Source organism: Lentzea aerocolonigenes, from assembly GCF_000955955.1.
Lineage (GTDB): Bacteria > Actinomycetota > Actinomycetes > Mycobacteriales > Pseudonocardiaceae > Lentzea > Lentzea aerocolonigenes_A.
The window spans coordinates 13,999-39,287 of record NZ_JYJG01000087.1; the positions used below are offsets into that span (position 1 = coordinate 13,999).

Sequence of the window (25,289 nt, forward strand, 5' to 3'; positions counted from 1 at the left end):
GATGGGCAACGCGGAGGCCGCGAACGTGAAGGTGCGAGTGGTGGTCGTCGACGACCACCCGATCTACCGGGACGGGCTCGCCCGCGCGCTCGGCTGGGGACACGACCTCGAGGTCGTCGCGCAGGTGCGCACCGGCCGCGAGGCACTCGACATGGCACGCGAGCACGCTCCGTGCGTGTTGCTCGTCGACTACCACCTGCCGGACATGGACGGTGGCCAGGTCGCCGCCGCGGTGTTGCGGGACAAGCTCGACTGCCGGGTGCTGCTGATCTCCGCGGTGACCGACGGCGCGGTCGTGTACCGGGCGCTGGAACGCGGTGCCTCCGGCTACCTCAGCAAGGAGGCGGGCCGGGACGAGATCCGCGACGCGGTGCTGCGCACCTCCCGCGGTGAGACGATCCTGCCGCCCGAGCTCGCGAGCGCGGTCGCCGGTCAGATCCGGTTGCGCGCGTCGGAGAACCAGCCGGTGCGAGAACCAGCCGGTGCTGACCGACCGGGAACGCGAGGTGCTGAAGTCGTTCGCAGCGGGGCTCAGCATCCCGCAGGTGGCGCGCAACCTCTACCTCAGCGCGAGCACGGTGAAGAGCCAGGCGTTGCGGCTCTACGAGAAGTTCGGGGTGTCGGATCGCGCGGCTGTGGTGGCGGAGGCCATGCGCCGCGGATACATCGAGTGACGTCCGGGCGAGGTCACGGGTGCGTCTTGTCGTGCTGGCCGAACACGACCCACCGGACGACTGCGCAGAGGTAGTCGCCGTAGTCGTGGTCGGGGCCGCCACCGGACCGCAGCCGGTGCGCCACCGCGGCCGCGGCGGCGGTGACGACGTGGTCGGGGTTGGATCGCGGGGCGAGCTGGCCCGCGAGCCGCAGCGCCTTGGGGAAGTGCCGTGACTGCAGCTCCACCAGCGCGTGGTCGTCACCCGCGCGCGCCCGGTCGAGGAGAGCGCTCTCGGGCAGCTGATGTGCCTCGTTGTCGTCCTGTTCGTCCACAGTGCACCCTCGGAGTGATCAAGTCGGTCGCGACATGACTAGCAGCGCCTGCTGCGCGGTGCTTTCAGGCATATGCCTGAAAGCCGCTCCGTCCTGCGTTTTCCTCACCGACAATCACCCGATCTCGCGTCGGGCCTTACGCCGCGGCACCCGAATCGTGATCGAGCTGGTGCGTAAGGGCTGCGATGGTGTGCGGTCGGATCTGTTGCGGCACACCGCCGTGCCCACCGACGACCACCTCGGAGCCGCCATGTATCTCGCGGTACGGGAGATTCGCTTCGCCCGCGGCCGGTTCGCGTTGATGACCGGGGTGATCGCGCTGGTCGCGCTGCTGGTCGTGCTGCTGTCCGGACTGACCGCGGGCCTCTCGGAGGACAGCAGCTCGGCGATCACCGGGCTGCCCGGTGACCACGTCGTGCTGGACTCCCCGACCGCCGACGGCACCGCGCCGACGTTCGAGAGCAGCGCGGTCACCGACGACCAGGTGACCAGGTGGGCGGCGACGAAAGGTGTGACGAGCGCGGAGCCGTTCGGAGTCGCGCAGGCGAGGCTCGTGGCGCGGGACGCGGCGAGCACAGGGGTGAGCGTTTTCGGCGTGCGGCCGGGCAGCGCCCTGCTGCCCGCAGTGGTCTCCGGCCGCGCACCGGAGGGGAACCAGGTGCTCGTCAGCGCCGGGCTCGCGGCGAAGTCACGACTGTCCACAAACGACACGATCACGATCGAAGGCGCGAGTCTCGTGGTGAGCGGGCTCGCGGAAGACCGCCACTACAGCCACACCCCGGTCGTCTGGGTCACTCTGGACACCTGGCACGCGCTGAGCGGCAGCACGGGTGGTGGCCGCGGCAGTGTCACCGCGATCGACATCATCTCCAACGGAGCCGACATCGCGGCCGCGGACCGTCTCATCGGGACGCACACGATCGCACGCGCCGACGCGCCGACCGCGATCTCGTCCTACAAGGCGGAGAACGGTTCGCTGCGCACGATGCAGGGGTTCCTGCTGGCGATCTCGACGCTCGTGGTCGGCGCGTTCCTCGCCATCTGGACCGTGCAACGGCGCGCGGACATTGCGGTGCTCAAAGCACTCGGCGCGGCGAACAGGTACCTCCTGGGCGATGCACTGGGACAAGCACTCGTCGTGCTCGCCGTGGGCATCGGCACCGGTGGCGCGGCCGGGTTCGGCATCGGTCTGCTGGCCCGCTCGGTGGTGCCCTTCTCCGTCACGGCGGCGACGACGTTGCTGCCCATGACCGTCATGGTCGCGCTGGGACTCGTGGGGGCGCTGCTCGCCGTGTGGCGCATCACGTCGGTGGATCCGTTGATCGCGTTGGGAGCGTCCCGATGAGCCTGTTGATGCGCGGCGTCACATTGACCTACCCGGATGGCGCGTCGCGGCTGCGCGCGCTCGACGCCGTCGATTTCACGGTCAACGGTGGTGAGTTCTCGGCGGTCGTCGGACGTTCCGGATCCGGCAAGTCGAGCCTGCTCGCCGTGGCGGGCACGCTGCTCACCCCGGACGAGGGCGGGGTGACCGTGGCAGGCACACCGGTGCACGAGCTCGACGACGCGTGCCGGACGAGGCTGCGGCGTGACCGGATCGGCATCGTGTTCCAGCAGTCGAACCTCATCGCCGCGCTGACGGCTGCGGAACAGCTGGAGCTCGCCGGCCATCTGCGCGGCCACCCGCGCCGGGACCGCGCCCGGCGGGCACGCGAGCTGCTCGCCGCGGTGGGCCTGGACGAGGCGCAGCAGTCCCGGCGGCCGCACCAGCTCTCCGGTGGTGAACGGCAGCGGGTCAACATCGCCCGCGCGCTCGTGGCGGAACCGGCCCTGCTGCTGGTCGACGAACCGACCGCGGCGCTGGACGAGGAACGCTCGGCCCAGATCGTGGCGTTGCTCGGCGCACTGACCCGCGACCGGGGACTCGCGACGGTCATGGTCACGCACGACCTGGCGCACTTGGCCGCAGTGGACCGGGTGCACCGGATGGCGGACGGCCGACTGTCCGAAGTGGAGCAGTCGACCGTCGCGTGACGCGTGCGGTCAGCCCGCCGGTTGCACCTCGGGTTCCTCCGCCGCCCGGACCTCGGGGTCGTCCGCGCCCTGGTCGAGCCGGAAGGGCGGGTAGGAGTCGGTCATCAGCAACGCGTACGCGCCCACCCGGATCGCCCACCGGTGGACGCCGACCACGAAGGCGTAGAGCCCCTTGGGATAGCGGCCGGTGAACAACAGCGCGAGCGCCACGATCAGCGTCAGCAGGCCGAGGAACGTCAGGTGCAGGGACGGCTCGAAGATCCGGTCGGTGATCATCGTCGAGTTCGCACCGTACGTGACGTCCTGCACGCTCGTGCGGAACAGCGGCAGCCGGACCGAGGTGTTCGTGATGAGCGCGTCCAGCACCAGGTAGTGCGGGATGGCGAGCAGCCACCACTTCACCAGCACGAGCCCGCGGGAGAGCTGTTCCGGGTAGTGGACGTCCAACGTGGCCGGGTAGTCCGGTTCCGCGCCGAGGCTGAACGGCGGGTAGCGGTCCGTCGCCAGCGCGCCGTAGGAGTAGTAGGCCACGCGCCAGTTCCAGCGCATCACGCCGAGGGTGAAGTCGAACAGCGCACGGGGATAGCGGCCGGTGAACAGCACGGCGAAGAACGCGATGACCGTCACGACGAGCACCGCGATGTCGAGGAAGAACAGCACCACGTAGTGCGGGATGGCGAGCAGCCACTTCACGAGCCAGAGCCAGCGGCCTGCCTCGGGGTCGGGCTGGGCCGCCACGCGCACCGGTTGTTCCTGGGAAGCGGTAACCATGTCGAGCTCCTTGCCGGATCATGACGACACGAATCGGTGCCTCCACGACCACGCCGGTCGGTGCTCCTTACGCCGGAAACCCGGCCTTGCGACGGCGTTCCGCGCGGTGATCGGCGGTGGTGCCCTTCCGGCTGCCCGCACCGCACTGTCACCGCACGACCGGTGTATCGATCCTCGGTGGTGGCATGGCTTCCGGTGTGGCGTTCCAGCGAGGTCTCCCTGTGCGGTGCGTCCAGAAAGGACGGACAGGTGTTTCCAGATCATCGCGCGCCCGGCGGGGCGCCGCTGCTGGACGTGGCCTGGCCGGCGGAGGTGCTCCAGGGCTGCCCCGGCACCGCGATCGTGGACACCGCCGATCACCTCAACACGATGTGGCAGGCCGGTGACTTCGCGAGCGAGCACTTCGCAGTCGCGCTCGGCCGGTTGCACACCGACCTCACGATCGCCCGCGAGGAGATGGGGACCGGCACGGATCAGCTGCGGCTCGAAGTGATCGCGCGGGACGAGGCCGGTGCACCTGACGTCTTCGTGCACTACTCGGCCATCGATGGACATGGTTACCGCACGCTCGAAGAAGGCCAGGCGGTCGAGTTCGAGATCACCGAGGGGGCGAAGGGACCGCAGGCGACGAACGTGCGCGCCCGGTGAACCAGCACTGTCAGGGGCGCCTCGTCGCGACGAGGCGCCCCTGACAGCCGTTCAGCCCAGGAACGCGTCGAGGCCGCCGTTCGCCTCCACCCACTCCCGCAGCTCGGCGAGTCCCTCCCGCCTGCCGATGACCGGTTCGTACGCGAGGTCGGCTCTGGCGGCGCTCGTGTCGTAGGTGGCGTGCCGGGTGAGCAGCGCGATCGAGTACCGCGAGAGCGGAGCAGGGCGGTCGGCGAGCACGGGCAACCGCCACACGACATCCGCTGCGCGCGCAAGCCCGCGCACCACGGGCAGTGGCACCTTCCGTCCCGGCGGTGGAACGGAGAAGACCTCGGCGGCCTCGGCCAGGAAAGCCCAGACGTCGACGTCGTCCTCGTCGGTGACGAAGTACGCCTTGCCGCCGACGTCCCTGGCCCGACCCGCTTGCACGCACGCCAACGCCGCGTTGAGGCAGTGGCACGTGGAGGCGTAGACGCGCCTGCCGCCGGAGAGGTCGGGCAACCTGCCGGCACGCATCAGGCGCAGCAGCCTCGGCAGGAACCCGTGCCGGTCGCGCGGACCCCACACCGCCCGCGGGCGCAACGCACATGTGGTGAACGTCGGCCCGTTCGCGCGGAGCACGATCCGTTCGGCCGCGGCCTTGGTGCGGCAGTACTCGCTGAGATGATGCTCGGGATACGGCTCCGCCTCGGTGATGCCGATGCCGTCCTCGTCCCGCATCACGGCGCTGGGACTGCTCATGTGCACGAACCGGCGCACCCCCGCGGCCATCGACTGGACGAGCAGCATCCGCGTCGCATCGACGTTGACCGCGTGATGCCGGGCCGCCGAACCCACGCCGGTGGCCAGTGCCGCCACGTGGTAGACGACCTCGACGCCGGTGAGTGCCGCCCGCACGGCCTCGCGGTCGGCCAGGTCGCCGTATCGGAGGTCGACGCCCGGCAAGGCGACGAGGTGCCGCACGTCGCTGGTCCTGCGCACGAGCGCCCGCACCTCGTCGCCCGCGGCGTGGCACGCCGCGGCCACGTGCCCGCCGACGAACCCGCTCGCTCCGGTGATGAGCACCCTCACCGGCGGCCTCTCCGCCAGGTGACGCCGAAGAGCATCGTGCCGAGCACTGCCCGCCTCTGCGAACCACCCTGCGCGCGGGCCCTGCGGAGTGCGGAGGGCAGCTGTACCGCGTGGCCCACGACGGACAGCGCGGTCACGATCCACCAGAGGGCGCGCAGTCTGCCATTGCGGAACGGGCGGGCAAGGCCCAGGAGGACGTAGGCCCACCCGGCCAGCGGCACGAGCCGCAGCGGCACCCGGTCCGCCACACCGGAACGCGCCTGGTCGTCCAGCTGGCCGGCCGCCCATTCGGCGAGCAGCTCGCGACGGATCTTCGCGTTGTGCCGGATGTCCACGGGTAAGCCGGGGTGAAGCAGGAAGTGTTCGATCGGCCGCGTCGCCTCGTGCGCCGCCGCGGTGGTCCGCAGTTCCGCCCGGATCGCGGGCCAACCAGCCCTCGGCACGCCCCGCCGCAGCTCCACGCAGCACACGGGCACGTTCCGCACCTCGACCACCGCGGTCCGCAGCACCTCCGGATGCCGGTCGAGAACCCGCTCGCACGGCACCGGCAGCAGATCTCCGTACGAGGTGCGCACGATCTGGTTGATCCGGCCCTGGAACCACAGCACCCCGTTGTCGTCGAACCGGGCCAGGTCGCCGGTGCGGTGCCAGGTCACGCCGCCGAGGCGGATCTTGTGCGCGAGGTCGTGCGCCGGTGCCCGGTGGTAGGCGGTGCTCACGTGCGGTCCTGACACCACGATCTCACCGATCTCACCCGCCGCCACCTCGTCCAGCGCCCGCAGCGGTCCGGGCGCCACCCGGACGAGCCGCACACCGGCACCGGGCACGGGCCTGCCCAGCGGGGTGCCGAGCTCCGGCCGGTCGTCGACACCGGTGTGGTCGACCGAGCAGATCGGCAGCGCCTCCGACGACCCGTAGGTGGTGACCAGCCGGGCCGCTGGGTGGAACACCGCGCGTGCGCGGGTCATCAGCGCGGGCGGAACCGGCGCCCCGCCGCTGATCACTTTGCGCACCGCCGGTACCCGCGTGGCGGTGCTGTCCAGGTACTCGACCAGATCCCGCAGCACCGGCGGCGAGGCGAAGAACGTGGTCACCCGGAAGCGGATCAGGGCGTCGGCCAGCAGCGCGGGGCCGGCCGACGCCACAGCCGCCGGGCGGACCGGCGGCAGCACACAGGTCAACCCGTTCATCAGGTCCGCGACCGCGAGGAACGGGGAGAGCACCAGCGACACGTCGTCCTCGGTCAGCCCGTGCACGGCGGCGAGCTGCCCGGCCATCGCGACCAGCCCGCCGTGGCTCGACTCGACGGGCTTCGCCGGGCCGGTGCTGCCGGTGGTGAAACCGATGCAGGCGAGGTCGTCGGTGTGGACCGGCTCGCAGATCGGTTCGCTGTCGGGCGCGGTGCCGCCGGTGGCGATCGAGCGCGTGCCGGGCAGCGAGGTGACCGACGTGCTCAGCCACAGCCGGACGGTGCCGAACGCGACGCGGTTGGCACGGGCGTATGCGTGCAGGCGTGGCGGGCCGACGAACGCTTCCGGCCGGACGTGGCGGTAGCAGCGGGTCGACGCGCGCAGGCCCAGCCCCGGATCGGCGACCACGGGCACCGCGCCGATCCGCAGCAGCGCGAGCACCAGCGCGAAGAGATCGGCGCCCGGTGGGCAGGCGAGCACGGTCCGGGTCGACTTCCGCACACCTTCGCGCAGCAGCGCCGCCGCGTACCGATGCGTGCGCTCGTCGAGCTCCGCGTAGGACGTCGTCGTGTAGTGCAAGACACCGTCCGCGCCTCTCTCTCCGCACACCAGCGCCGCTTTGGCCGGATGCCGGGCGACGGCGGCGGACCAGCGGGCGCCGACGGTGTCCAGCGCAGGAGCCTGGGTCACGGGCGGTAAACCCCGCAGGCCGCCGAGACACCCGCGCCGGCGGTCACGAACAGCACCTGGCCGAACTCCGCGAGCAACCCCGAACGCTCCGCCTCGTGGAAGGAACAGCCGAGTGCCGCGGTGTGGACAGTCCTCTTCGGACCGGTGGGTGGCGGCGGGCAGTACGGGGTGCCGAGTCGTTCGGCGAGCTCGTCGCCGAACGACGGGAAGGGCATTCCGGCCAGCAGCAGCGTGGTCTCCGGATCCAGGTCCTCGTCGCGCATGCGGTCGGCCGCGAGCTCGGTCGCGAGGTCGAGCTGGAGCCGTTCGCCCGTTGTGGTGCGGTGCACGGTGAGCGACGACCGGCCCTTCGAACCCATGGTCGCCACGTCGACGTAACCCGTGGTGTCGTGCTCCCCGGCGGCCACCGTTCGCACGTCGATGGTGCCGAAACCGGTGTCGTCGGGTGAGCGTTCCAGCACGAGCGCGGCGGCTGCGGGTACGTGCCGGAAGCCGCCGTCGCCGACTTCCAGCGGCGCCGTGCCGGACGGGTGGTCGTCGGAGGCGACGACGACCACGCGTTGCGCCGTGCCGGACTCCAGCAGGCCCTGCGCGACCTGGACCGCGTTCAGGACGCCGCACGCGCCGTTGAGCAGGTCGAACGAGAACATCGGCCGGGCCGACGTGCCGAAGTCGAGGTTGAGCCCCGCCGCCTGCTGGACGAGCGCCGCGAGAGCGGGTTCGACCACGTTGGCGTCGCGGTACACGCCGACGTTGATCAGCACGTCGACGTCCTGCCGCGCCAGGCCGAGCCCGTCGAGTGCTTCGGCCACCGCCTTGGCCGCGTGCGGGGTCGAGCCGCGCAGCCACGGTTCCTCGCTCACCCCGCAGCGCGTGATGACGACACCCATTGTCAGACCTCCAGCTTCGAGACGGTCGCGGACATGAACCCGGTCACCAGACCCGATGCCGCGGGGACGAAGAGGTACTTGCGCGGCCCCCGCAGCGGAGCGCGACGCAGGTGGTCGTGCAGCGCGAGGAAGTGCGACGTGCTCGCCGTGTTGCCGTACTGCTCGTACACGGTGGGCGAGTCCGGCATCGGCACCCCGAACGCAGCCTCGCCGCAACGCTGGAAGTTCCTGATCGCGACCGCGCCGACCTGGTGGTGGATGAGGTGGTCGTACCCCTCGCCGGCGAACGTGGTGCCCGCCTTCTCCAGCACGAGGCGGTGCAGGTCCGGCCACAGCCGCAACCTGTCCTTGTTGTGCATGCGGCGGTTGTCGGTGTAGAGCGCGACGCCCTGGGTGCGGTTGCTCGGCATGCCGAGGCAGAGACCCGCGTACTCGGCGCACGACATCATCTCGATGTGGTGGATGCGATCGTGCTCGTCCACCGACTCGTCCAGCACCACCGCCGCGGCCGAGTCACCGACGGTCAGCGAGGCGAACTGCAGGTCGTCGTCGCGGTCGATCTCGCGGACCGCGGTGTCGGCGATCGGCGTGATGCGCTCGCCGCTGACCACGAGCCCGTTGCGCACGACGCCCGCCCGGATGAGCCGGTCGAGAACCAGCACGCCGGTCATCATCCCGGCGCAGGCGTTCGACACGTCGAACTGGATCGCCTGCACGGCACCGAGCGAGCGGGCGATGTGCGTGGCGAGCGCCGGTTCGAAGGTCAGCCTGCTGCCGTCGTGGAACCGGGAGATCGAGCACGAGATCACGACGTCGAGCTCACCGGGGGCGTAGCTCGACCGGCTGAGCGCGTCGCGCGCGGCGTCGGCCGCGAGTGCTGTGCAGTCCGAGGTGGTGACCCGGTGCTGCTCGATGCCGGTGACGGCCTGCAGGTCGAACGGCGGCGTAACGGACAACGCGTCCAGCAGCTGCGCGGTGGATCTGCGGTCCGGTGGCAGAAACACGCCCAAGGACTCCACTCTGGAAAACCTCACCTGTCGCTCCTTCGTCCAAGATCGTTGCTTCACACCGTGGCGTGGGCGAGGACGGCACAGCACGGCGAATCGGCCGGTGTAGCGGGCAGCGGGCAGTTCACCGATCGGCCAGGCCGATCGGGCGGCGCCCTGGTTTCCGGTGGGACGGCGGAAACCCACGTCTGATCGAGCGGCGAGTCAACCAGGTAATTGGAAGGTCGGGCGGCGCGTGCGGTCGAACGGTGATGGACTGACCACGGAAAGTGGCCACAGTGGACGGCTGTAGTCCTTTGTGGACGAGCTGTTTCCGTTCGCTCGCTGAGTGTGATGAATTCGCCGTGGAGTAACGCCGTGTGTTCTCCAAGTCACCGCGTGGATCGGGCCAATTAGGTGAGTTTTCGCTAGTGCCATTGGCGGAAGCAGCGGTTATAGTCTCAAATGGACGCGGAGGACGCGCTCTCACGAAGTCTTTGTCGAGTCGGCGAAGATCTTTGTGTGCGAGGTTTTCTGAGGGCTCGGTACGTCACTCGGGTGATGGTTGTAACGTTTTTCATCATCAACCCGATAGGGGCGGATCTGCAGGTCGGGAGCACTGGAACGCCGCGTTCGGAATGAAGGGTGTCGTCGGCTGTGTCGATTCGTGAAATGGAGTATCACGATGGTCGCTGCCTTTGGGGAAGACAGTGGTTGCGCAGCCGCTGACGGTGTGAGCGATGACGAGTTGGTGGCGCGCGTCGGGGCCGGTGACAAACAGGCGTTCGCCTCTCTCTACGAAAGACATGTCGACGCGGCGCGGGCCTACGCCCGCGTGCTGGTGGGGTCGTGGCAACAGGTCGACGATCTCGTCGCCGAGGCGTTCGTCAAGATCTTCGACCGGATGACGGTCGGTGGCGGCCGCGTCTCGGCGTTCCGCGCCTACCTGATCGCGACTGTGCGCACGACGTTCTACAAGCGCAACGTCGTCGAGAAGCGCTACTCGCAGTGGGACGAGTTCAGCGACATCCCGAGCGACGACCAGGACATGGCCGAGCGCGCCGTCGACAAGCTCGACTTCCAGCTGGCCGCGAAGGCGTTCGCGTCGCTGCCCGAACGCTGGCAGCAGGTGCTGTGGATGCTCGAGGTCCGGCAGGAGAGCACCGAGGCCATCGGCGAAGTGCTCGGCATCAAGGCCAACGCGGTGTCCGCGCTGGCGTTCCGCGCCCGCGACGGCCTGCGCCTCGCCTACCTGCAGCTGCACATCGGTGGCAAGCGCCCGGCCGAGTGCCGCAAGCCCGCGGGCGAACTGGCCCAATGGCTGTGCGGAAGGCTCGGCCGAGCCGAACGCGCCAGGATCAGCCTGCACGTCGAAGGCTGTGCGCCGTGCGCGGAGGCCGTGCGCGAGCTCAGCGACCTGCTGGACCAGATGCACCGGTTCGTGCCCGCGGTGTCAAGGGGCACCACCGAACCGCGGCAACCGCGCGACCACGGCCGGGCGACCCGCCGCGTGCGGGGGATGACCGGACTGAGCGTGATCGCACTCGCCGCGGGTTTCGCCCTCATGTGGTCGATGCAGATGGTCAGCCCGGTGGTGGCCGACATCATGGGCGGGTCGACCTTCGCCGCCGGGGGCGGCACCGCGGCGGAGGATGCTCATGGGCACGCACAGCCCGTGGCTGATGTGAGCCAAGTGGCGGCACAACCCGTGGTGAACGTCGCCGACAGCCGTCCCACCGTGCGCAGCAAGGCCGTCTGGCGCGTGGTGGTGCCCGCACCTGTTGCGGCTGCTGTGGCGCCGGTGGAGGTGGCCGCCAGTCCGCAGGTGAGCGCGGCGCAGGTGGCGACCGGTCCGCAGTCAGTGGTGCAGACACCGCCGGACACGCCGGTGGAGCCAGCCGCGCCTGCTCCGGAGGACACCGGCACCGGTCGGCCTGCGCCGGAGCCTTCGTCCGGTGACGAGGGTGACTCGGGCGAGAGTGGCTCGGGCGGTGGCAGGTCGGGTGGTGGCAGGTCGGGTGACGGCGTCTTGGCGGCGGCGAGCGACACGATCATTGCGGAAACGAAGTCGCGACTGCCGGTCGGCGTCTCCGCGCTGACCGTGCAGGGGTACGTGACGCTGGCCGTGGCGGCGTGAGCTCCGGCAGGCGCTGAATCGCGTGTGGCCCGCTGTTGCTCTGGCCCACCGCAGGTGGCCTGCGCCGCCGTGCCGCGCGACCTCGGCCATGCCTGCTCCACCGCCTGCCGCGCTCGGTTGTCGCGCGCACCGCACCGTGCTGTGTCACATCACGCTGTGCCGCGTCGCCGCGCTCGGTCTGCCGCCCGCACCGCAGCGCGCCGCACCACGCCGCACCGCGACCCTGCCCGTTCGGCGGCGTCCGGTTTGCCCTTGCGGTCCCTGCTGTTCACGAGCCGTAAGCAAGGTCGTTCCCCCTGGTCTTGTGCTTGTCGGCCCACATGGCGCCGGCGGCCGGGTGGCAGGCGGCGCCACCGCGGCGGTGCGGAAGGGGGTGCCATGCAGGCGGACGGCGTGGCGAGGTACTCGGCGGGGGAGGCCGGACGACGGCAGCGGCGGGTGGGCATGTTGTGCGCCAGTCCGTTGCTCGTCGCCGGGGTCGCGGGTGCGGTGGCAGGTGATCGCAGGCTCGAGTGGATGGGCGCTGTGCCGGACGTGCGGCACGCCATCGAGCTGTGTGTGGTGTCCGAGGTGGATGCGTTGGTGGTCGACCTCGATGCTGCGATTGGCACGTATGGGTGCCGGTTGCTGGCGGGCATGTTCCGGGAGACTCGGGTCGTGGTGATCATGCCCGCGTGGCCGATGGCCGGGCGGGAAGTGCGCCGGGTGCTCGGGCACGGGCAGGCCGACCTCGTGCCCAGGGAAGCCGACGTCGACCGGTTGCTCGACCTGCTCGCCACGGCGGTTACCGCGGCTGCGGCGACGTCGGTGACCGGGTTGCTGGATGCCGCGCCCACCCGCCATCAGCTGGACGTGCTGCGGTTGTGCGCCGAGGGCCTGAGCAACCACGAGATCGCCGATCGGCTCGGTCTCACCGAAGAGGCGGTGCGGCGCAACCTCCGCATCGCGTTGCGCAAGTTGCACAACCACGAGACCGCGGTGCTGGTGGCGCGGGCGTTCATGCCCGAGGAGCCGATCGGTGCGGCCGTGCCGACCACGAGGGCGACCGATCGGCCGACGAGACCGCCGGACGACTGAGCTTGGCTGGGACGATGACCGAGCACCCCGAGTACCGCACCGCCGCGTGGACGCGGCTCGGCGTGCTCGTGCCGATGAGTGCGAGCCTGCTGGTGTCCGAGAGCGTGCACAAGGGGACGCTGGCGGTGATCCTGCTGGGTTACGCGGCGTGGAACGTGGGCTGGTTCCGCTGGGCGCGCAGACCCTCGGTGCCGCAGGTGAGACGGGTGCTCGTACCGATCACCGTGGACCTGGTCGCCATCACGGCGCTGTCGTGGTTCTCCGGCGGTCCGGATGCCGAGGTGAGTTACGCGTACTTCCTGCTGCCGGTGGCCGCCATTCCGCTGTACCGCGCGGGCGTGACGCTGGCGGTCGGGGCGATCGCGACGGGGGCGTACGGGCTGCTCGCCGCCTTTCCGCTGGCCCAGGCCGACTTCGACGACCTCGACCCGCACCGCGGCGCGGCGTATGACCTGGTGCGCGTGCTCACCTACTCGGGCTACCTGCTGTGGTTCGCCGCCGTCTGCGCCGCGCTCACCGCCGCGTTGCGCCGCCGGGGCATGCGGATCGCCGACCTGCTCGACCAGCGCGAGCAACTGCTCTCCGACGCGGTGTCGGCGGAAGAACGCGAACGCGCGGCGCTCGCCGACTCGCTGCACGACAGCGCCATCCAGAACCTCCTCGCGGCGAAGCTCGAACTGGAGGACCTTCCTCCCGGTGAGTCACGGGAACGGGTGGAACGCCTTCTCGGCACGACCCTGCGCGAACTGCGGGAAGCGGTGTTCGAATTGCACCCGCGCATTCTGGCGGAGCTCGGGCTCGCCGCGGCGTTGAAAGGGCTCGGCGACCGAATCGCGGCGCGCTCGGCGCTGCGGATCAGCTATGACCTTTCCGAGATCGGACGGCACGAGCACGAGGCGCTGCTGTACTCCGCGGGGCGCGAGCTCCTGCGCAACGTGGCGCGGCACTCCGGCGCCGAGCACGTGAGCGTGCACCTGTTCCAGCAGGAAGGCCGATTGTGGCTGCAGGTGCTCGACGACGGCGTGGGAGTGCGGCACGACCACCTCCTGCACAAGCTCGCCGAGGGTCACGTCGGACTGGCCAGCCACCGCGTCCGGGTGGAGGGCGCCGGTGGCGAGCTGCACCTGCGGTCGAGACGCGACGGTGGTACCGAAGCCTCGGTAGTTCTGCCAATCGGTTGACCGCGCAACTTAATTTGCTGGCCTGTAACAGCACTGCGGGGAAATTCGATTCACGGTCGGGGACTTGCTCCGCGGCGAAGCGAAGAACGGGCACGTTGTGGTGAACTTGCCCTGCTGAAGACGTGCTGGAAGTCGGGCACTAAGCCTACTGTTGCACAATGCGTGCGACATAGACTTGGCGGCAGGTACCCGCGGTGCGGGCGATCGACTGATTCGAGGTGCTTCGCGTGACCGACGACCTGAGCGGACTGGGGCGCGATCGCACGCCCGTGCGCACGGCGTTGGAGAGCGCCCTCGGTGCGGCCGATCGCGTCTCGGCCGTCGACGAGCAGGCGGCGTTGCTGCGGGCGGTCCACCTCATGCACCAGCCAGCGATCGCGGTGCGCAACACCAGCCCGGACGACCTGCGCGGCGTTTACTCCATTGTGGACCACAACGAGGAAGCCGCGCTGCACCTGCGCTGCTCGCCCGCCGAACTCGCGAGCCAGCCGCTGAGCCTGCTCCTCGCCGCGGACACCGCTCGCGCGGTCAGCGCGCTCGCCGACCGCGCGATGCGCGCGGGTGGCCGGGTGACGGCCGAGGTGTTCGCACCGGATCCGCTCGCCGACCTCATCGGAGGTCCCGTCGTGTCGGTGCGCGCCACCCCGGCGGGTGGGTTGGTGCTGGTGAGCTGGTTCGCCGGGCACGAGCAGTACCGGCGGGCGGGTTCCGAGGCCACCGTCGGCGACCGGCTCGCCGTCGCCGACGCGCTCGATCTCGTCGCGGACGCGGGGATCGGGTTGTTCACGATGGACCTGGTGACCGGCGACGTGGTGTGGACCGACGGCATGTACGAGTTGTTCGGCGTCGCGCGCGTAGGCGAGCGGGCGCCGAACCTGGACGCCGTGCTCGCACTGACGACCGTCGAGACGGCGGAGTTGGGCTTGGCCGCGTGGCTCGAACTGGTGCACCACGGCACCCCGATGAACGTGCGGTTCCAGTTCCGGCCCGCGTCCAGTGGCCGGTGGGTCCGGCTGGTGGCGCGTGCGAGCACGGGTGCGGACGGGTTTCCCCAGCGCGTGTCCGGCATCTGCATGGGAGACTGAGCAGCGACCGCCCGACCGTCCACTGCGGACAGCCGGCCGGGTCACTGCAGGTGCCGAGCCCGCACCTTCGGCGGCCAGCTCCGGATGTCCAGCACACCGTGGAAGTAGGCCCGTGCCACGATCTCGGCGCGGCTGGCCGCGGCCATCTCGTCCCGCAGTTGCCGGATGTGGTAATCAAGGCCCTGCCGGGACAGGCCCATGTCCATCGCCAGTTGCGCGTTGTCCCGCCCGGTCGCGAGGCGTTCGAGCAACGTGCGCTGCCTGCCGGTCAGCACGTGCGGTGCCGGTGTCAGTGGACCGGACACGAGCGCGCACACGATGAGACGTTCCTTCTCCGCCCTTTCGACCCTCAGCTCGACTGGCAACAGGTCACCGGAGGCGTGCCACATGAAGGCGTCCACCGGCTCGCCGGTGCGGCCGTGTTCATGCAGCAGACCGACGACTTCCGACGGATTCGGGTGCCGGACGTAGCGGGCGAGCGGTTCCGCGTTCCTCGTGTCATCGGAGAAACCCAGCAGCGCCGACCACCGCCGATTGGTGTCGAGCAGAACACCGTCCGCGCTCACCACGGCGAGTGCGACCGGTGCCTGCTTCCACGGTGACGACAGCACACGGGCGCGCGCGTCGACCGGATGTGCCCGCGCGCCTGCGGTGTCGGAGTACATCCCGCCGGCCGCGACGTCGCCGTCCGGCAGGGTCACGCCGAAGACGTGGCCGGGCAGCAGGAACCGCCGTCCGTCCCACTCGACCTGCAACGCGTGCGGCAGCGGGTGGCCGGATCGCCGTGCGGCCCGGTCGGCGGCGGCCTTGTCCTCGGCGACCGCGGTCGGGTTGAGGTCGGCGATCCGTTTGCCGACCATGTCTTTCGGGTTGGCGATGCCGTGCAACGCGGCGTAGGCGGCGTTCACCCACAGGTACCGTCCAGACCGGTCGCGCAGGAACGCGGGGAAGGGCGACATCTGCACGACGGTCGCGAGCACGTCACCGGAGTTGCTGCGGTCCACTCGGTCTCCCTGACAGTCGATGATCAACTGCCATGCTCGGCCGGGCAGAGGTCCGCGCGCCTGCGGCGATCGGTTCTCAGCGCGGTGCGGCGCGCATCACCGTTCGTGTGCCGGAAGCGGTGATCGCGTGCTGACCGGGCGCATGGCCGATCGGACGTGTCGTGGCCACCCGGCCGGTTCGTAGAACTGAGTGCCACCGACCCACCGCTGCCGAGGACACAGATGCCCAACCACAGCCGCATTCGCGCGGACGCCTTCCACCGCCCGCTGTCGCCTGCGGAACGCCTGTACGTCGCCGCGGCGGGGCCGCGCACGCCACTGGTGATCCAGTTCATCGTGCGGGGCACAGGTGGGTTCGACGTGGCCGCGTTGTCCGAGGCGGTGCGGGTGGCGTCACAGGCGTGTCCCGGCGCCCGGCTCGTCCGGCGCGGCCGCACGTGGGTCGACAGCGGACTGACGCCGCCGGTGCGGACTTTGGTCGGAGACGACGACGCGGGTCTGCCGTTCCTCGACGAGCCGCTCGACCCGGAGAGCGGGCCGACGTGTGAGGTGGTCGTGGTGCACGGCAGCCGCAGCCTCGTGGTGTTCCGCGCGTTCCACGGTGTGATGGACGGCAGAGGTGTGCTCGCGTGGGCACACGACGTCTTCCGGGCACTGCGCGGCGAACGCCTCGCCGGCGCGCCGTCGGCGGACACCGAGCTCACCGTGCTGAGGAGAACCCGACCGACGGTCGAACCGCCGGTCGTGCGGTTCGACCGCCCGGCACCGCTGCCCGATCTCGCGCGCTGTACCGAACCTGGTGAGCTGCGATGGGCGCGGCACACGGTGGCGGGCAACCACGCGGGTGTGGTCGCGCGCATCGCCACCGCGATCGCGTCCACCGCGGACGGTGCGCGGGTGATGGTTCCGGTTGACCTGCGCAGGCACACCGATGCCCGGTCGACGGCCAACCTCGCGTTGCCGATCCTGCTCGACGTCGTGGCCGGTGCCGACTGGAGCACCGTCCACACCGGACTGCTCACGGCGCTGGCGGAGCGTCGTGAGCTCGCCGTGCCCGGCGGACTGCGCACGATCGCACACCGTGCCCCGAACGCGGTGCTGCGCTCTTTGCTCAGGCGCGCCGCCGGGCGCGGCTACCCCTGCTCGGCCGTCGTCTCGCACCTCGGGCACGTGGAGCTCGCCGCGTTCTCGGCACCGGACTTCACCGCGACGGCGGCGTACTCGCTGCCCGTGCACGACCCGGTCACGCCGATGTCGGTGTGCGTCACCGAAACCGACGACCGCACCGAAATCGCGCTGGCGTACCGGGCACGCCCGGACAGCGACGGCACGACGGCGCGGGCGTTGCTGCACGCGATGGGTGACGCGGTGATCGGCGAACGGCAGGCGGTCGACGGCGAGACCGTGCTCAGTCGCTTCCTGGCACAGGTGCGGAGGTCGCCGTCGGCGGTCGCGGTCGTCGGCCGGGACGCCACGCTGACCTACGAGGAGCTCGACCGCCGTTCGGATGCCGTGGCGGACTTGTTGCGGGCCAACGGCGTCGCGGCCAAGACGGTCGTGGGTGTGCTCGCCGAGCGGTCCGCCGCCGCGGTCGTGGCGATCTGGGGAGTGCTCAAGGCAGGCGCGTCCTACCTGCCGCTGGACACGCACCACCCCGCACGGCGGATCAACACCACGCTCGTCGCCGCCGGCGCGCGAGTCTGTCTCGCGCAACGGTTGCAGCGTCAGCGGATCACCGCGCCGTGCGAGGTGATGGTGCTGGAGGAGGCGTGGTTGCCCGCTACGGCGCGGCGGCCGGTCACCCCGGCACCGCACGACCCGGCCTACGTGGTGTTCACATCCGGTTCCACCGGCGCGCCCAAGGGCGTCGTGGTCAGCCACGGCGCACTCGCGAGCTACACCGGCTGGGCCGTGCGCTTGTACGGCGTCGACCGCGACACCAGGTTTGCCGTGTTCACCTCGCTCGCCGTCGACCTCACCGTCACGGCGCTGTTCCTGCCGCTGCTCGTGGGCGGCAGCGTGGTGATGGTGCCCGACGAGGTGAACCACGTGTCGCTGCGCGAAGTCGTCGAGCAGTGCGGGGCGAACTCGTTGAAGCTCACGCCGACGCACCTCGACCTGATCTACCGGCTCGACCTGCGGCCGGACGGTTTCCGCCTGCTCGTCGTCGGGGGCGAGCAGCTCAGAACGGACCTGGTGCGGCGGGTCCGGTGGTCGTTCGGTGAGAATTGCCGCATCTTCAACGCCTACGGTCCCACCGAGGCGACCGTCGAGTGCGTGGTGGCCGAGTACGACCCGGAGGTTCACGGCGGTGTCGTGGTGCCGATTGGCACACCCCGAGGTGAGACGTCCGTGCTGGTGCTCGACCGGGAGGGAGACGATCCGGTCGAACCGGGCGAGTTCGGTGAGCTGTGCCTCGCCGGCGACCAGCTGGCCGACGGCTACCTCGGCGCGGGGCCGGCCGAGTCGGCGCGGTTCGTGGTGCTGCCCTCCGGGCGGCGCGCCTACCGGACCGGGGATCTCGTGCGGCAGCTGCCCGGTGGCGAGTTCGAGTACGCCGGGCGGATCGACCGGCAGATCACCGTGCGTGGCCACCGGATCGAGCCGTCGGAAGTCGAGGTGGCGCTGGAGCGGCATCCCGAGATCGGCCGGGCCGTGGTGAGCGCGGTCGAGTCCGCGACGGGCGAGATGGTGCTGCGGGCGCACGTGATCGCCGCGCCGGGCTTCGACGAGGCCGACGTGCGCCGCCACGTCGCGGCCACGCTGCCGTGGCACATGGTGCCGCAGTCCGTAGTGCCGGTCGGGGAGCTCCCCCACACGACGAGCGGCAAGACCGACCTGGCCGCGTTGTACCCGCCGGTGGTGGACGAGGTGATCCGGATCTGGGCCCGCGTGCTCGGCGTCGAACCGGACGCGGTCACGCCCGACACCGAGTTCCACCGGCTCGGCGGCACCTCGCTGACACTGCTGAAGGTGCTCGCGCTCATCGCCGTCGACGTGGTCGGCGCCGAGCGCGAGGCGGACTTCATGACCCACCTGCGGCAGATCGTCCGCACCCCGACCCCACGTGCGATCGGCGCCGCGGTCGAACGCGCGCTCGCCCTCAGCTGACCGTCACGTCGTCGAAGGGCAGCAACCTGTCCACGAACGGGAACACCAGGTACCACAACAGGGCCAGCACACCGGTCAGCAGCACCAGCAGCAGTGCGACGCGGATCGCGGCACCGCCGGGCAGCACCCGCCACAACCATCCGTACACGGTCAGCCTCCGAGTTCCGCGGGACGACCGTTGGCCTTGTCCAGCACGGTGCTGAGCACACCGTGCACGACGAGCCGCTGGTAGTTGTCCCACTTGGGGTTGCAGGTCGTGAGCGTGATCCGGGCGGCGTCCGGCTCCGCATCCGGCCGGTCGGGCACCGGTGCGATCTCCTCGATCGCCGTCGGTGCCACGATCTTCTGCTCGGACACGCGGTAGGTGAACCACCGGCTGCGGGTCTCCACGACCACCACGTCACCCTCGACGACGTCGTCGAGGTCCCAGAAGATGCCGGGGGAGCGGTGACCGGCGACGGCGAAGTTGCCGGCCTGACCGGGCAGCTGGCTGCTCGGGTAGTGACCGGGTCCCTTCGTCAGCGCCGACAGCGTCACGCCCTCGACGACGACCAGCTTCAGCCCCAGCCGCGGGACGTGCAGCACTGCCATCGGCTGACCGGCCACGGGCACCTCGTCCTCCTGCGCCGTGCCCGGAGGTGGCGGGTCGCGGTGCCAGTCCTGCTCCACCTGGTGCGTGAGGTCGTCCTGGGCGCGCTGGTACTGACCGGCCTTCCCCCACGTCTCCCATGCCACGAAGAGCAGCAGCACGAGCCCGATCGTCATCGCGAGCTCGCCGAACGTCCGCACCGCCGTGCGACCGGAAACCACCCGCACCACCTCCACTCCACCGGGACGTGTTGCAGACCCGGCAGTGGGCCGGAGATGACGCACGCACCGCTCAACTCACCGATCGGGTGAGCCGATCGGATCCCGTGACGTGACCGTACTGGTGCCTGCCTGGCTGTTGCCGCAGCAGGTGAACCGGGGTGTCGGCGCGTGCGTCCGGAGCGGACGGTCGCCGGGCGCGTGCACCGGGTACTGCCCGAACGGGCATCTCCCGCGCTCTGTGCGCGGCCTACTGTCGATCCGACCGGAGAGGGATCGCAAGATGCGTGACAGAGTTTTCCTGCTCGGTCGCGGCAGCACCGGCCGGCCACCTGAGGTGTTCGTCCCCGAGGGGCTCGAGCTTCACCTCCACTCGTGCGCGGCTCCTGGCCGCGCGGCGGAGACGGTGCTGCGCGCGGCGGCGGGCGGCGCGTCCGGGTCGTCGGTGCACCGCACCGGTGGCAGACTGCCCAACTGGACGCTCCGGCCGGTGGCCGCCGCCGACGCCGCACGGGCGCTGGCGTTGACTCCCGCGACGATCGACCTCGTGGTCGCCGGCGGCACGTTGCGGCTGTGCGAGGCGCCGCTGCGGTGCGGCACCCGGCACGACTGCGGCGGCTGGCTCGACCTGCTCGGTGGCCATCGAGTGCTGCACCTGTTGCGGTGCGAGGACTCCGAGGACGAGCTGCTGCGCGCTGCCGCGCACGAGCACAACCTGGTGCAGCTCGCCTGGAGCGAGGACGGCGCGCGGTTGCACTGCGTCCAGACCGAACGGGTGCTGGTGCTGAACCCGCTGCGGCTGGAGCCCGAACCGCACGGCGCGGCGGAGATCCTGCACAGGCACGTCGCCGGCCTGCCGCACGTGGCGGACGCCGTGGTGGTGCGGCACGACGAGGACGACCCGGCCGTGCGCTGGCTCGACGTCCGCCGGTCCAACCCGGCGCTGGCCGAGTCGCTGCAGTTGCATCTCGGCGACTTCGGCCCGTGGCTGTCGGTGCGCTTCTACTCCTCCGCCTGGCTCGTCGACCTCGATTCGCTGTCGCTGACCGGAGGTCCCGTGCCGGAAGAGGTCGACCACGCACTGCGCGCCGTGCTGGCGCGGTTCAACGACCACGTACGTGCCGAACGGCCACAGCTCGGGGCGTTGCGCGGGCTGCTCGAGGTGGCCGTCGACCTGCTGGACACCCGGCAGGCGGTCGCCGACGAGATCCGGGACGCCGCGCGGGCGGTGCACCGGCAGGTGTGCCCGTGGCTGGAGGAGCTGAAGGCGGTCGCCGGCGCGTGCGAACAGGTGCTGCGCGACCTCGCGATCGCGGACCCGGCGCAGCGGCTGGTCACGCAACTGCCGGGGTTGGGACTGCTCCCGCCCGACCTGGAGCCGGTCGGCAGGCCGCCGGTCGAAGCGTGCGTGGCGCTCGAGATGAACGCGTTCCGGCGCGAGGCACACGCCTGCGCGGACGCCGTTGCGGTCGCCAGGGAACGCATCGCCCGCGAGCCGGTCGCCGGTGTCGTGGTCGCGGTGTGCGCGGCGATCGTGCCGTGGCTCGGGCTCGCCGAGAACGCCGCGGCCGAGCTGCTGGCGAAGCTTGAACAGGTGATCACCTCGGTGGAGGACGACAACGACGCCGTGGCGCGGCGGCTGCGTGCGGCCGCCTGCGCGGTGAGCGGCGTGACGACAGGAGGCTGACGTGGGCAACCCCGCGGCGAAGATGGGTGACCAGGTGGTCGGGCAGGACATCCACATCGTCATGGTTCCCTCACCGGGCGGGCCGGTGCCGACACCGATGGCGTTCCCGTTCGCCGGGATCATCGGCGACGGGTGCTGCCAGACGGTGCTGATCGAGGGCAAACCAGCCGCCACGGCCGGCAGCGCCGCGCGGAACACACCACCGCACCTCGCTCCCAGCGGCCAGTTCCAGGTGGAACCCACCAACACCGCGCAGATCCTGCCGTCCGCCAGCCGCGTGCTCATCGGCGGCAAGCCCGCCGCGCGGGCCGGCGACAAGGCGCAGACGTGCAACGATCCCGCGCCGCTCCCGGTCGGCACGGTGCAGGCGGTTGGAACCGTGTTCATCGGGTGAGCTGCGCCCGTTGTGCGCGCCGGTCGAGCGATGTCACCAGCCGGTGCGAAGAGGGCGTGCCGATGCGCTCTGGTCCGTCCTCATCGGACTGGTGGACGGCTCCTTCGGATCGGTTGGCACCTGCCGTCCACCGATCCGCCCCCGGTGGTACCCCATCGGATCGTCCGATCGGTCGACCGAACCGTCCTCGATGTGCCTGATCGGCCCTCAGGACGGGCCGCGCGCTGAGGTCGAATGGAGGAGGTCACCTGTGTAGGGCGGAATTCTCCAAACGAGGAGCGGTTGTGCGGCGCGTGCCGGTGCTGGTGAAGGGCGTAGACGAGCTGTCGGAGCTGGGGGTGCGGGCTGCGCTCCGGTACGAGGACGGCGTGCATCTCGTCGACTCGGCCGATGACAACGATGTCGTCGCGGTCGTGGTGGGTCACGCGCTCGACGGCGGGCTCATCGCGGTGCTCAGGCTGTTGTGGAGCCAGAACGTCCGGCGCAGCGTGCTGGTCGTCAACGAGCTCGACGACACCGAGATGCTGACCGCGGTCGAGCTCGGCGTGTGCGCACTGGTGTGGTGGCGCGAGGCGGGTTCGACCCGGCTGTCCAGGGTGGTGCACCAGGTGCACCGGGGACAGGCGGCGTTACCGCCGGACCTGCTGTCCCGGTTCCTGGCGCAAGTCTCCCGGCTGCAGCGCACGCAGGAGGATCCGCGGCTGGTCGGCAGCGGGTTGAAGGAACGCGAGCTGCACGTGCTCCGCCTCGTCGCGAACGGACTGGACACCAGGGAGATCGCCGACGAGCTGAACTACTCCGAGCGCACCATCAAGAACGTCCTGCGCGACGTGACGAACCGGTTCCAGCTGCGCAACCGCACGCACGCGGTGGCGTACGCGATGCGCGCCGGACTGCTTTGAGCACTTGGTCAGAAGCCCTGTCCGCCCCTGTGCTGGTGCGTCCGCTGGTACCGACAACTCGTGATCGAGTCGCCGCGAACCACACCCGACCGCCGTGGGGGGAGCGGGAGCGCGTGCCGGACCGCTGGACACCAAGGCGATGGCGGCTGCTGGGTGCGGTTCGGTTGGTGGTGGTGCTTGCAGGGCTCAGTTGGCGAACCCGGGTTCTGCCGGATTCCCGGGTGCCCCTGACGGCAACCGGCAGCCGGTGCCCGAAAAGGCACCGCCCCTGCTTGCTGAGGTGCCTCGCCGGGCACCCGTCCAACCCACACGGGCACCGAGGATCGTCAACGTGATCGCAGACCTGGACGCGACGCTCGAAGCCGTTGTGCTGCGGGCGGTTCCCGAAGGCACGCGGGTCGGTTTCGACACCCCGGCACCGTCCTGGGAGGACGCCGGGGTCACCGGTCCGCTGGTGAACATGGTGCTGCTGGAGATCGAGCAGCACGCCGACGGCGCGTCCGCGCAACCGTGGCAGGAACGCCGCGACGGCACCGGACGGCTGGTCGAGCGGCGGGCAGAGGGCACCCAGTTCGCGTTCACCTACCTCGTCTCGGTGTGGACCGGGGACCGCGTCACCGAACACGCATTGCTCGGTGCCCTGCTCGCCGCGTTCCCACCCGATGTGCCCGAGCCCCTGCTCGTCGGTGCGGTTCGCGTCGGCGGTGTGCGCGTTCGGGTGGGTTCTGGCGGCGCGCACGGCCCGACGTGGCGATCATGGGGTGTGCGCGCCCGCGCGTGTTTGGCGCTCATGGTGATCGCGCGTGTTCCCGTGCTGCAGCCAGAAGAACTCCCCGCCGCGGTGGAGAGCGTCGCGCTGGCCGTTGCGTCCGAAGTGGACACACGGCGGGTGCCGGTGCCGCTGCCGGGGGAGGGCTGGCAGCGCAGGCGCCGCGGGTCCGTGATCGAACCGCCGGGTGGGCAGCAGGAGTGATCGTGCCCGATGGGGCAGGCCATGTGCCCTCCGCTGCGCCCGCTCGCGCGGGCATCGACCGGGACAGCGGCCGGATTCTGGTCTTGAGGACAGCAACCGAATCGTGGGAGTTGTGATGCCGAACTACCTTTCACCCGGCGTGTACGTCCAGGAGGTCTCTTCAGGGTCGAAGCCCATCGAGGGCGTCGGCACGGCCGTCGCGGCGTTCGTGGGCTTCGCCGAGAAAGGTCCTTTCCACGAGCCGACGCTCGTGACGAACTGGACGCAGTTCACCAACACGTTCGGCGGTTTCACCGAGGGGCAGTACCTCGCCCACTCCGTGTACGGCTATTTCCTCAACGGCGGTGGTGTCGCCTACGTCGTGCGCATCGGTTCCGATGGCGCGCAGCAGGCGCTTCCTCCGGTGGCCACCGCGGAGCTCACCGCGGGGGACGGTTCGGGCAACACCGACGTCAAGGCCTCGTTGCGGATCAAGGCGTTGGAGGCGGCCAAGGGTGACGTGACCGTCGAGGTGGCGGAGGCGTCCGAGCCGAGCGACGACAGGTTCAAGCTGCTCGTCAAGCAGGACGGCAAGGTCAGGGAAACTTTCGACAACGTGAGCCTGCACCGCGGCGACAACAACGTCGTGACTGCGGTGCGCGAGAAGTCGCGGCTGATCGAGCTGGAGGAGACGAAGTGGTCCCCGCTCGCCAAGCGTCCGGAGAGCGGCGTGGTCGAGCTGCGCCGCGAGGAGACGCCGTCCACCGAGCTGGTCGTCAGCGCGGAGCAGTACGTCGGTGACGCGGCGGACCGCACCGGCTTCGCGGGACTCGAAGCGGTCGACGCGGTCACCATGCTGTGCGTGCCGGATCTCATGGCCGCCTACCAGAACGGTGATCTGGACGACGACGGGCTCAAGGCCGTGCAGCTCGCCATGATCGCGCACTGCGAGCTGATGGGTGACCGGGTCGCCATCCTCGACGCGCCGCCGGGACTCAACGCCCAGCAGGTCAGGACGTGGCGCCAGGACACCGCCGGCTACGACTCGAAGTACGCCGCGCTGTACTGGCCGTGGATCAAGGTGATGGACCCGGCCAGCGGCAAGCCGATCACCCTGCCGCCGAGCGCGCACGTGGGTGGCATCTGGGCGCGCAACGACAACGAGCGCGGCGTCCACAAGGCACCGGCCAACGAGGTCGTGCGCGGTGCGATCACCTTGGAGCGCAACATCACCAGGGGCGAGCAGGACCAGCTCAACCCCATCGGGGTCAACTGCATCCGCGCCTTCCCCGGCCAGGGCATCAGGGTGTGGGGCGCGCGCACGTTGTCCAGTGACCCGGAGTGGCGCTACCTGAACGTCCGCAGGCTCTTCAACTTCGTGGAGGAGTCGATCCTGCTGAGCACCAACTGGGTCGTGTTCGAGCCGAACGACCCGAAGCTGTGGGACACGGTGCGGCGCGTCATCTCGTCGTTCCTGCGGACCCTGTGGCGTTCCGGCGCGTTGTTCGGCCAGACCGCCGAGAGCTCGTTCTACGTCAAGTGTGACGCGGAGAACAACCCGCCGGAGAGCCGCGACCAGGGCTACCTGAACGTCGAGATCGGCATCGCGCCGGTCAAGCCGGCCGAGTTCATCGTCTTCCGGATCTCCCAGTACGCCGAAGGCGCTGGAGTGCAGGAATAACCGG

General features: G+C 70.6%; 23 protein-coding genes and 1 pseudogene. 15 read left to right on the top strand and 9 right to left on the bottom strand.

Annotated features, from left to right (window positions below):
• Window position 1: 1 nt before the first annotated feature.
• Together UK23_RS54985 and UK23_RS54990 are read left to right on the top strand one after the other, a co-directional pair.
• Window positions 2-313: pseudogene (locus tag UK23_RS54985) on the top strand (response regulator); the annotation flags it as partial.
• Between the two features lie 193 nt (window positions 314-506).
• A complete protein-coding gene (locus UK23_RS54990; RefSeq protein ID WP_231114510.1) occupies window positions 507-674 on the top strand; it encodes a LuxR C-terminal-related transcriptional regulator in 168 nt (55 codons plus the stop codon).
• A 13-nt stretch (window positions 675-687) separates the two neighbouring features.
• Here the strand turns inward: UK23_RS54990 and UK23_RS14770 are convergent, their stop codons facing one another.
• Window positions 688-987 carry a hypothetical protein gene (locus UK23_RS14770; protein WP_045312074.1) on the bottom strand — a complete coding sequence of 100 codons (300 nt, stop codon included), beginning with the start codon at window positions 985-987 and terminating at the stop codon, window positions 688-690.
• A gap of 157 nt (window positions 988-1,144) precedes the next feature.
• On the opposite strand from UK23_RS14770, the gene UK23_RS14775 reads away from it, so the two are divergent.
• Entirely contained in the window at window positions 1,145-2,332 is a 1,188-nt protein-coding gene (locus tag UK23_RS14775; protein ID WP_231114508.1) for an ABC transporter permease, read from the top strand.
• Window positions 2,329-3,021: an ABC transporter ATP-binding protein gene (locus tag UK23_RS14780; protein ID WP_045312075.1), complete on the top strand. Its 693-nt coding sequence runs from the start codon at window positions 2,329-2,331 to the stop codon at window positions 3,019-3,021. Before UK23_RS14775 ends, UK23_RS14780 begins: the two co-directional genes overlap by 4 nt.
• A gap of 9 nt (window positions 3,022-3,030) precedes the next feature.
• On the opposite strand, the gene UK23_RS14785 is transcribed toward UK23_RS14780, so the two are convergent.
• Window positions 3,031-3,792 (bottom strand): DUF4389 domain-containing protein, encoded by a 762-nt coding sequence (locus tag UK23_RS14785; RefSeq protein WP_045312076.1) that lies wholly within the window; start codon window positions 3,790-3,792, stop codon window positions 3,031-3,033.
• Between the two features lie 456 nt (window positions 3,793-4,248).
• On the opposite strand from UK23_RS14785, the gene UK23_RS14790 reads away from it, so the two are divergent.
• Entirely contained in the window at window positions 4,249-4,440 is a 192-nt protein-coding gene (locus UK23_RS14790) for a cold shock domain-containing protein (protein ID WP_045312100.1), read from the top strand.
• Between the two features lie 51 nt (window positions 4,441-4,491).
• Here the strand turns inward: UK23_RS14790 and UK23_RS14795 are convergent, their stop codons facing one another.
• From UK23_RS14795 to UK23_RS14810, 4 genes are read right to left on the bottom strand one after another with little or no spacing between them, the layout of a single operon-like run.
• Entirely contained in the window at window positions 4,492-5,511 is a 1,020-nt protein-coding gene (locus UK23_RS14795; RefSeq protein ID WP_045312077.1) for an NAD-dependent epimerase/dehydratase family protein, read from the bottom strand.
• A complete protein-coding gene (locus UK23_RS14800) occupies window positions 5,508-7,391 on the bottom strand; it encodes an AMP-binding protein (protein WP_045312078.1) in 1,884 nt (627 codons plus the stop codon). The genes UK23_RS14795 and UK23_RS14800 overlap by 4 nt, the downstream gene beginning before the upstream one ends.
• Window positions 7,388-8,281, bottom strand: coding sequence for a hypothetical protein (locus UK23_RS14805; protein ID WP_052684670.1), 894 nt, complete (start codon window positions 8,279-8,281; stop codon window positions 7,388-7,390). Before UK23_RS14805 ends, UK23_RS14800 begins: the two co-directional genes overlap by 4 nt.
• Before the next feature lie 2 nt (window positions 8,282-8,283).
• On the bottom strand, window positions 8,284-9,315 hold the full coding sequence (locus tag UK23_RS14810) for a 3-oxoacyl-ACP synthase III family protein (protein ID WP_156213110.1): 1,032 nt from the start codon (window positions 9,313-9,315) through the stop codon (window positions 8,284-8,286).
• Between the two features lie 685 nt (window positions 9,316-10,000).
• On the opposite strand from UK23_RS14810, the gene UK23_RS48635 reads away from it, so the two are divergent.
• From UK23_RS48635 to UK23_RS14830, 4 genes are all read left to right on the top strand, one after another.
• Entirely contained in the window at window positions 10,001-11,404 is a 1,404-nt protein-coding gene (locus UK23_RS48635) for a sigma-70 family RNA polymerase sigma factor (protein WP_052684671.1), read from the top strand.
• A 378-nt stretch (window positions 11,405-11,782) separates the two neighbouring features.
• Entirely contained in the window at window positions 11,783-12,481 is a 699-nt protein-coding gene (locus UK23_RS14820; RefSeq protein ID WP_045312079.1) for a helix-turn-helix transcriptional regulator, read from the top strand.
• Window positions 12,482-12,495: 14 nt separating this feature from the next.
• Window positions 12,496-13,662, top strand: coding sequence for a sensor histidine kinase (locus UK23_RS48640; protein WP_052684672.1), 1,167 nt, complete (start codon window positions 12,496-12,498; stop codon window positions 13,660-13,662).
• 227 nt (window positions 13,663-13,889) lie between these two features.
• Window positions 13,890-14,747, top strand: coding sequence for a hypothetical protein (locus UK23_RS14830; protein WP_045312080.1), 858 nt, complete (start codon window positions 13,890-13,892; stop codon window positions 14,745-14,747).
• A 41-nt stretch (window positions 14,748-14,788) separates the two neighbouring features.
• On the opposite strand, the gene UK23_RS48645 is transcribed toward UK23_RS14830, so the two are convergent.
• On the bottom strand, window positions 14,789-15,751 hold the full coding sequence (locus UK23_RS48645; protein ID WP_052684673.1) for a helix-turn-helix transcriptional regulator: 963 nt from the start codon (window positions 15,749-15,751) through the stop codon (window positions 14,789-14,791).
• Window positions 15,752-15,973: 222 nt separating this feature from the next.
• Here UK23_RS48645 and UK23_RS14840 point away from each other — a divergent pair, with 222 nt between their 5' ends.
• Window positions 15,974-18,862: a non-ribosomal peptide synthetase gene (locus tag UK23_RS14840; RefSeq protein WP_045312081.1), complete on the top strand. Its 2,889-nt coding sequence runs from the start codon at window positions 15,974-15,976 to the stop codon at window positions 18,860-18,862.
• On the opposite strand, the gene UK23_RS52650 is transcribed toward UK23_RS14840, so the two are convergent.
• Both UK23_RS52650 and UK23_RS14845 read right to left on the bottom strand, forming a co-directional pair.
• On the bottom strand, window positions 18,855-19,010 hold the full coding sequence (locus UK23_RS52650) for a hypothetical protein (protein WP_196777743.1): 156 nt from the start codon (window positions 19,008-19,010) through the stop codon (window positions 18,855-18,857). The genes UK23_RS14840 and UK23_RS52650 overlap by 8 nt on opposite strands.
• Window positions 19,011-19,012: 2 nt before the next feature.
• Window positions 19,013-19,672 (bottom strand): class E sortase, encoded by a 660-nt coding sequence (locus UK23_RS14845; protein WP_156213111.1) that lies wholly within the window; start codon window positions 19,670-19,672, stop codon window positions 19,013-19,015.
• Between the two features lie 280 nt (window positions 19,673-19,952).
• Between UK23_RS14845 and UK23_RS14850 the strand changes: the two genes are divergently transcribed.
• From UK23_RS14850 to UK23_RS14870, 5 genes are all read left to right on the top strand, one after another.
• Window positions 19,953-21,356: a hypothetical protein gene (locus UK23_RS14850; RefSeq protein ID WP_156213112.1), complete on the top strand. Its 1,404-nt coding sequence runs from the start codon at window positions 19,953-19,955 to the stop codon at window positions 21,354-21,356.
• A gap of 1 nt (window position 21,357) precedes the next feature.
• Window positions 21,358-21,750: a PAAR domain-containing protein gene (locus UK23_RS14855; protein WP_156213113.1), complete on the top strand. Its 393-nt coding sequence runs from the start codon at window positions 21,358-21,360 to the stop codon at window positions 21,748-21,750.
• A gap of 284 nt (window positions 21,751-22,034) precedes the next feature.
• Window positions 22,035-22,652, top strand: a complete 618-nt coding sequence (locus UK23_RS14860) for a helix-turn-helix transcriptional regulator (protein WP_045312083.1) — start codon at window positions 22,035-22,037, stop codon at window positions 22,650-22,652.
• 331 nt (window positions 22,653-22,983) lie between these two features.
• Window positions 22,984-23,625: a Pvc16 family protein gene (locus UK23_RS48650; protein WP_052684675.1), complete on the top strand. Its 642-nt coding sequence runs from the start codon at window positions 22,984-22,986 to the stop codon at window positions 23,623-23,625.
• A gap of 115 nt (window positions 23,626-23,740) precedes the next feature.
• On the top strand, window positions 23,741-25,285 hold the full coding sequence (locus UK23_RS14870; RefSeq protein ID WP_045312084.1) for a phage tail sheath family protein: 1,545 nt from the start codon (window positions 23,741-23,743) through the stop codon (window positions 25,283-25,285).
• The last annotated feature ends 4 nt before the right edge of the window (window positions 25,286-25,289 follow it).

Excerpts from the sequence above, each read along its gene's own strand:
- UK23_RS14780 (WP_045312075.1), top strand. The coding sequence starts at position 2,329 with ATGAGCCTGTTGATGCGCGGCGTCACATTGACCTACCCGGATGGCGCG.
- UK23_RS14785 (WP_045312076.1), bottom strand. The coding sequence starts at position 3,792 with ATGGTTACCGCTTCCCAGGAACAACCGGTGCGCGTGGCGGCCCAGCCC.
- UK23_RS14790 (WP_045312100.1), top strand. The coding sequence starts at position 4,249 with ATGGGGACCGGCACGGATCAGCTGCGGCTCGAAGTGATCGCGCGGGAC.
- UK23_RS48640 (WP_052684672.1), top strand. The coding sequence starts at position 12,496 with ATGACCGAGCACCCCGAGTACCGCACCGCCGCGTGGACGCGGCTCGGC.
- UK23_RS14840 (WP_045312081.1), top strand. The coding sequence starts at position 15,974 with ATGCCCAACCACAGCCGCATTCGCGCGGACGCCTTCCACCGCCCGCTG.
- UK23_RS14820 (WP_045312079.1), top strand. The coding sequence starts at position 11,783 with ATGCAGGCGGACGGCGTGGCGAGGTACTCGGCGGGGGAGGCCGGACGA.
- UK23_RS14805 (WP_052684670.1), bottom strand. The coding sequence starts at position 8,281 with ATGGGTGTCGTCATCACGCGCTGCGGGGTGAGCGAGGAACCGTGGCTG.
- UK23_RS14850 (WP_156213112.1), top strand. The coding sequence starts at position 19,953 with ATGCGTGACAGAGTTTTCCTGCTCGGTCGCGGCAGCACCGGCCGGCCA.
- UK23_RS14870 (WP_045312084.1), top strand. The coding sequence starts at position 23,741 with ATGCCGAACTACCTTTCACCCGGCGTGTACGTCCAGGAGGTCTCTTCA.